The organism is Allostella sp., assembly GCF_041913585.1.
Classification (GTDB): Bacteria; Pseudomonadota; Alphaproteobacteria; order ATCC43930; family Allostellaceae; genus Allostella.
This window is the reverse complement of record NZ_JAYSFE010000060.1, coordinates 21,230-28,090: the sequence shown is the minus strand read 5'-3', so window position 1 is coordinate 28,090 and position 6,861 is coordinate 21,230. Positions and strand designations below refer to the sequence as shown.

General features: G+C 70.3%; 7 protein-coding genes and 1 riboswitch. Of the genes, 1 reads left to right on the top strand and 6 read right to left on the bottom strand.

What is annotated here, in order from left to right; all coding sequences use genetic code 11:
• The 5 genes from ACE3Q3_RS13050 to ACE3Q3_RS13030 form a co-directional block, all read right to left on the bottom strand.
• Positions 1-707: carbon-nitrogen hydrolase family protein (locus tag ACE3Q3_RS13050; protein WP_374446726.1), on the bottom strand; the 707-nt coding region annotated here is incomplete at its 3' end.
• Positions 704-967, bottom strand: a complete 264-nt coding sequence (gene grxC, locus ACE3Q3_RS13045) for a glutaredoxin 3 (RefSeq protein ID WP_374446725.1) — start codon at positions 965-967, stop codon at positions 704-706. The genes ACE3Q3_RS13050 and grxC, both read right to left, overlap by 4 nt.
• Before the next feature lie 106 nt (positions 968-1,073).
• Positions 1,074-1,895, bottom strand: coding sequence for a class I SAM-dependent methyltransferase (locus ACE3Q3_RS13040; protein ID WP_374446724.1), 822 nt, complete (start codon positions 1,893-1,895; stop codon positions 1,074-1,076).
• 159 nt (positions 1,896-2,054) lie between these two features.
• Positions 2,055-3,275 carry an O-succinylhomoserine sulfhydrylase gene (locus tag ACE3Q3_RS13035; RefSeq protein ID WP_374446721.1) on the bottom strand — a complete coding sequence of 407 codons (1,221 nt, stop codon included), beginning with the start codon at positions 3,273-3,275 and terminating at the stop codon, positions 2,055-2,057.
• 44 nt (positions 3,276-3,319) lie between these two features.
• A riboswitch (SAM riboswitch) is annotated at positions 3,320-3,398 on the bottom strand.
• A 62-nt stretch (positions 3,399-3,460) separates the two neighbouring features.
• Complete coding sequence (locus ACE3Q3_RS13030) at positions 3,461-4,693, bottom strand: hypothetical protein (RefSeq protein ID WP_374446720.1); 1,233 nt, start codon at positions 4,691-4,693, stop codon at positions 3,461-3,463.
• A gap of 416 nt (positions 4,694-5,109) precedes the next feature.
• Between ACE3Q3_RS13030 and ACE3Q3_RS13025 the strand changes: the two genes are divergently transcribed.
• Entirely contained in the window at positions 5,110-5,598 is a 489-nt protein-coding gene (locus tag ACE3Q3_RS13025) for a DUF4188 domain-containing protein (protein WP_374446718.1), read from the top strand.
• Positions 5,599-5,625: 27 nt separating this feature from the next.
• Here the strand turns inward: ACE3Q3_RS13025 and metZ are convergent, their stop codons facing one another.
• Complete coding sequence (gene metZ, locus ACE3Q3_RS13020; RefSeq protein ID WP_374446717.1) at positions 5,626-6,834, bottom strand: O-succinylhomoserine sulfhydrylase; 1,209 nt, start codon at positions 6,832-6,834, stop codon at positions 5,626-5,628.
• Positions 6,835-6,861 lie beyond the last annotated feature (27 nt).

Genomic DNA, 6,861 nt, shown 5'->3' with positions numbered 1-6,861 from the left:
GAGACGATGAGCGAATGGCCGTAGGTCCGGCGACCCTCCGCATGCTCGCCGGTCTGGGCGGGGGCGAAGAGGAAGCAGCCGGTCTCGATGGCGCGGGCGCGCAGCAGCACATGCCAGTGGGCGCGGCCGGTCGGCACCGTGAAGGCCGCCGGCACCGACAGCAGCGTCGCTCCGGCATGCGCGAGCGCGCGGTAGAGATAGGCGAAGCGCATGTCGTAGCAGATGGTCATGCCGAGCCGGCCCCAGGGCAGGTCGGCCAGAACCGCCCGCTCGCCCGGGCGGAAGCGGTTGCTCTCGCGGTAGCTCTCGCCGCCGGCGAGGTCGACGTCGAACATATGGATCTTGTCGTAGCGCGCCGCGATCTCGCCCTTCGGCGTCAGCAGGACCGAGCGGTTGGCGAGGCGCTCCTCGCCCTCCGCCCGGACGGCGAGGGACCCCAGCAGCAGCCAGACCCCGGTCTCGCGGGCGAGGTCGCGGCCGGCGGCCAGCATCGGATCCTCGCCCTCGAAGCGCACCTTCCCGAGCTGCGCCTGCCGGTTCGGCTCGATGATGTTGCTGACCTCGGGCGTCATCACCAGATCGGCGCCGGCGGCGCGCGCCTCGCGCGTCAGGCGGCGGAGCGTCTCGATGTTGGGCGCCATGTCGCGCCCGGTCGTCATCTGGATGCAGGCGGCGCGGAAGGTGGGGGCCGTCGAACCGTCGCTCATGCCCGTCCCTCCAGCATCGGGTCCAGCTTCTGCGCGCGTTCGAGCGCGAAGAGATCGTCGCAACCGCCGACATGGCGGCCGTCGATGAAGATCTGCGGCACCGTGTAGCGACCGCCGGCGCGGGCGGTCATCTCATCCCGACGCTTGGTGTCGGCATCGACGTCGATGTCCGTATACTGCACGCCCTTGCGGTCCAGCAGGCTCTTGGCGCGGGCACAGTAGCCGCACCAGGGGCTGGAGTAGATTTCGACCTTTGCCATCGAAGTCGCGCATCCTCTGGAAGATGTCGGCCAGCGCCGCCTCGGATGACACCCATATAAGACCGACCATCCCCGGCTGCGATAGCCCCGCCGCACCAATCGGCGCCTATGCCCGCGGGACGGTCGCCGTCACGGCCCATGCCCGCGCGGTGAGCGGGATGCTGCCGTCGGCGGCCGCCGGCAGGGTCGTCCGCAGCCGTTCGCGCAGGGCCGTCCGGCGGTCTTCGTCGAGGGCCTTGCAGTAGGCGGGCGCCGGGGCGCCGCCGGCCAGAAAGGGCGACCAGTAGTCGTCGAAGTCGCGGAAAGTCGTCGGGATCTCGATGGCGGAGACGGCAACGCCCGCCAGCCCGGCCCGCACGAACAGGTCGCCCAGCGGCCCGGGGCGGCACAGCTGGAACTTCAGCGCCTCGTCCTTGCCGCCCGCCCCCACCGGGTCCAGGGCCGCCGCCGCATCCCAGAACCGGCGCATCATCTGCATGCCCTCGGCATAATCCCAGACATAGGCCGCGACCGTCCCGCCGGGCCGCACGGCGCGGCGCAGTTCCCGGGCCGCCTGGTCCTGGTCGGGCACGAAGTTCAGCACCAGCCCGCTGACCGCGGCATCGAACGCCCCGTCTTCCACCGGCAGGGCCTGGGCGTCGCCCTGGCGGAATTCGGCGCGAGGATCCCTCACGTGGCGGCGGGCATAGGCGAGGAACCCGTCCGAGGAGTCGACGCCCACCACGGCAGCCGGGTCACGGTCCCGCAGGAGCGCCGCGCTCAGGGCGCCGGTGCCACAGCCGACGTCGAGCCACCGTGCGCCCGCGGCCACGTCGAGGCGAGCCAGGAACGGCGCCGCGACCAGGCGGCTCCACCGTCCGACATAGGGTTCATAGGCCTCGCCGGCCGCCCAGAGCCGGCCGTCGCCGATCGTCGTGTCCGTCGCCATGGCGCGCCTCCCCCGATCGGTTGGAACCCGTCCGAGGCAGTTTGCGCGGGCGGAACTGGCGGCGGCAAGGCCGCATCGCCGGCGCCTGCCCCGGATCGGCGGCAATCGTCGGCGCCCCGGTGTCGCAATCCGGGGCGCCGATCGGCTCGGGCGGCGGCCTCAGTCGGCGGCGCGCGCCGCCGCGACGTCCTCGATGATGTCGTCCACGTCCTCCAGCCCGACCGACAGGCGCACGAGGCCCGGCCCGATCCCCTGGCGGGCGCGATCCTCGGGCGACAGGCGCTGGTGGGTGGTGGTCGCGGGGTGGGTGACGAGGCTCTTGGCGTCGCCGAGATTGTTGGAGATGTCGACCAGCGACAGCGCGTCGAGGAAGCGGAACGCCCCCTCCTTGCCGCCGGCGACATCGAGACAGACGATGCTGCCGCCGGCCTTCATCTGGCGGCGCGCGAGCGCGGCCTGCGGATGGCTGTCGAGGAAGGGATAGCGCACCGCGTCGAGCTTCGGGTGCCCCTCGAAATGGCGCGCCACGCGCTCGGCGGACGCGACATGCCGGTCGATGCGCAACGGCAGCGTCTCCAGCCCCTTCAGCAGCACCCAGGCGTTGAACGGGCTGAGCGCCGGGCCGGTGTGGCGCAGGAACGGCTGCAGCTTCTCCTCGACATAGCTCTTGGAACCGAGGATGGCGCCGCCCAGGCAGCGACCCTGCCCGTCGATGTGCTTGGTCGCGGAATAGACGACGACGTCGGCGCCGAGTTCCAGGGGCTTCTGCAGGAGCGGCGAGGCGAAGACGTTGTCGACGACGACGGTGGCGCCGGCGGCGTGCGCGAGGTCGCAGACCGCCCGCACGTCGACCAGCGCCAGGCCGGGATTGGAGGGGGTCTCGAAGAAGACGCAGGCCGCACCCGGCGCCAGCGCGGCCCGCCACTGGTCGAGATCCTCGCCGTCGACGAAGGTGGTCTCGACGCCGAAGCGCGGCAGCAACTCGCCCAGGATGTACTGGCACGAGCCGAACAGCGCCCGCGAGGCGACCACCCGGTCGCCGCCCTTGACGCAGGCCATCAGGGCCGCATAGACGGCCGCCATGCCGCTGGCCGTGGCGCGCACCGCCTCGGCCCCCTCGATCAGCCGCAGCCGCTCCTCGAAGTTCGCCACCGTCGGATTGGCGAAGCGGGAATAGACGAAGCGCTGCAGCTTGTTGGCGAACGCCGCCTCGGCCGAGGCGGCATCGGGATAGACGAAGCCGGAGGTCAGGTAGAGCGCCTCGCTCGTCTCCTCGAAGCCGGAGCGCGCCATGCCGCCGCGCACGAGCTGCGTCGCGGGGCGCCAGGTCCGGCGGGCGGCTGCGGTCTTGCCGGTCGGCGGGGAGGAGATGTCGTTCATCGGTCCGCTCCAAACAAAAAGCCCCGACCGGGACAGGTCAGGGCTCGGGCGAACCACCGACCTTTTAGCGTTTTGTTTAACGTGGCCGCAAGCCGGTCGGCTCAAATCACCACGGGTGTCAGAAAGAACGCTTAAGCCGGAGGTCGTGTGGTGTCAACCGGTCAAGTACCGAACGATCGAGCCCTCTACCGATCGACCATCCGCCGGAACTCGGCCAATTCCTTCAAGCTTGCCGTCGTCTCGTAGGCCTCCCGGCGACAGTGGCCGGCGACCGCATCCGCGATCCGGCCCCACTCCACACCGGATGCCAGCTGCGCGCCATGGGTCCATGCGTGCTGCAAGGCCACCTTCGCGCAGATGCCGGCGACCAGCCCGACCCAGACCGGGCCGCCGATCAGCGACGCCGTCAGGATGAAGACCCCGGCCCCTGAACCTCCGCGCAAGACGCCGGACGCGATAGCGGACAGATCGGCCCCGTGGGAGGCCCGCTGGTAGGCGCGCGCAAGGCTCGCGACGGCGATCAGGCCGAGAAGGGGATTCGCGGCCATGATGGCCGAGATGCCAAAGCTGCCGACCAGGGACGCGAAGCGATCGACATCCGCCTTGTCCCAATTCAGCAGCACCGCGATCGTCCCGACTGCGGTGCCCAGCAGTTCGCCCACGTTTACCGTCAGTACGTCCTTCAGCCACTGGCCGCTGATGCCGAAGACGCCTGCGACATAGGTGGATACGGCGTCGAAGCTCTCCTTCTCCATGCTGAACAGCGGCAGTCCTCGGGGCGTGACGAGGTCACGCCACAATCCGAGCATGTAGCCGGATACCTCCTGCAACAGGCTGTCGTGCGGCGACGCCCCCGCGACTGCCTGCCAGGCCCCGAGCAGGTCGTGACCGCCATCGAACAGGCGATGGTCACCGCCGCCGACATGCGTGCCATTGTAGCTGGCGTCCATCGCCTTGTCGTAGATTGAAGGCTTTGCACCACCAAACTGAGCGCGGAACCAGCGATCCAACTGGGCGGACAGGTCCGAAGCGTGAAGCAGATTGTAGACGTCAGAAGCCTGGGCGGCCCCGCGCTTCGATAGCGCGACCAGCCGGTGCCAGCCATACATTGCGGCATCGCCTGTGCCCGAGACCCATCGGCGGAGCCAATCCGTCCTGCCAAAGTTTGCCTGCAGGGGCGCTTTGGCACTGTGAAGCCTTCGATCGTGCTTCGGTTCGGCATCCAGTCGCCGCTGGCGGAGCGACCATTTCACATAGGCCCACTCGTGCGGTGTGGCCGGCAAGGCGAGCCCGCGGGCTACGGCGATGAAATGCCGCCGGGCTGCCGTGTTGGCCGGGATTTGGCCGGCTATCAACCGCTGATAGCCGGCTAGGTAACGATCCAGGAGTGCCTGGTCTTCTGCTGTGACGTCCAGCATCCACGCCACCGTCCGCCGCCGTGACAGACGCTAGCGCGAGTTCCCCATCGAGGCAAAGCAATGCAGCTACGGGAGTGATCAGGCCCAGCACGATACGAGCGCGCGCGCCGGATGGAGGGCCCGGGCGAGCCCGCGTCCGCATGCCGGTCGTGTCGAGGCGGCGGCAGAGATGGGCCTTTGCCGCGATCGGGCCGATGCCGAGCATCTCGGCGATCTCCGGCAGGGCAAGACCCAGCGCCCGCGCCACACGTCTCCGCTTCTGCCGGATTCGGCAACGGCCGAGACTGGCCTGGCTGCAACAAGATGGTCGATCGGACCTCCCTGGCGGGAACCGAGTCATCCTACGATCGGAGGACGCGGGGGCAAGCGCCCCGGCGCGAGGCTGACCGGCTCGAAGCGCGATGGAGGGGGAGGCAATGGCGCGCCCGTTCAACGGACAGTTCACCGCCCGGATCGAAGGCGACTTCGTCGTCTTCCTGATCGGGATGCGCATCAACAAGCCATGGAAGATCGGCCAGTGGTGGCCGGTCTTCCGGGCGATGCCGAAGATGGTCGCGGAACTCGAGGCCGCCGGAAGCGCGGCGGGATTTCTCGGCCATACGCCGCTGCGGCTCGCAGTGATGGTGCAGTACTGGCGCTCGTTCGAGCAGCTCGAAGCCTATGCCCGGTCGCGCGATCACCTGCACTGGCCCGCCTGGACCGAATTCAACCGTCGCGTCCGGGGATGTCGGGACGATGTCGGCATCTGGCACGAGACCTACCGGATCCGGTCGGGGGAGTACGAGTGCATCTACTCCGGGATGCCGCCGTTCGGCCTGTCCTCGGGCACCGAGATCGTCCCGCTCGGAAAGGCGCGGGAGGGACAGTCCGCGGCGCGCGACCGGTTGGCCGGCTCGCTGGATTGAACCGGCGGCAAGGCGCCGCCGGCCCCGTCACGCAGCGGCCAGCGCCTGCTCGATGTCGGCGAGCAGGTCGTCCACGTCCTCGAGCCCGACGGAGAGGCGGAGCGTGCCGTCGGCGATGCCGAGGCGGGCGCGTTCCTCCGGGGCGACGTTGGCGTGGGTGGTGGTGGCCGGATGGGCGATCAGCGTCTTGGCATCGCCGAGGTTGGGCGAGATATCGGCCAGCCGCAGGGCGTTGGCGAAGCGGAAGGCGGCCGGTTTGCCGCCCGCGAGCGTGACCGCGAGCATGCCGCCGCCGCGGCGCATCTGGCGGCGGGCAATGGCGTGCTGGGGGTGACTCTCGAGCCGCGGATAGCGCACGTCCCGCACTTTCGGGTGCTGGGCGAGGAAGCCGGCGATGCGGCCGGCCGAGCGCGCATGGCGCTCCATGCGCAGGCCCAGCGTCTCCAGCCCCTTGAGGAAGACCCAGGCGTTGAAGGGGCTGATGGTCGGGCCGGTGTGGCGCAGGAAGGGCTGCAGGTCCTCGACCACGAAGCGCGCGTCGCCGAGGATGGCGCCGCCGAGGCACCGCCCCTGCCCGTCGATGTGCTTGGTCGCCGAGTAGACGACGACATCGGCGCCGTGTACCAGCGGCCGCTGCTCGATCGCGGTGGCGAAGACGTTGTCGACGATGACGCGCGCACCGGCTTGATGGGCGAGCTCGGCGACCGCGGCGATGTCGACGAGGTCGATCATCGGGTTGGACGGCGTCTCGAAGAGGACGGCGGCCGCCCCCGGCTTCAAGGCGTCCCGCCACTGGTCGAGGTCGCCGGGGTCGACCAGCACGGATTCGACGCCGAAGCGCGGCAGGATGCGCGAAACGACGTAGTGACAGGAGCCGAAGAGCGCGCGCGACGCCACCACCCGGTCGCCCGCCCTGACCGAGGCCATCAGCGCCGCGAAGACGGCCGCCATGCCGGTCGCGGCGGTGCGGACGGCGGGCGCCCCTTCCATCAGCGCCAGCCGCTCCTCCAGCATCGCCGTCGTCGGGTTGCCGAAGCGGGTGTAGATCCAGCCCTCCTCCGGCCCGGAGAAGGCGGCCTCGGCCGTCTCGGCGTCGGGATAGACGAAACCCGAGGTGAGGTAGAGCGCCTCGCTCGTCTCCCGGTTGTGGGAGCGGCGGAGACCGCCGCGCACCAGACGCGTGTCGATGGCGAGATCGGCGGGGGACGCCGGCGGACGGGAACGGATCGCTGCCATGCCCCGAAGTTAGGGCGCCCTCGGCCC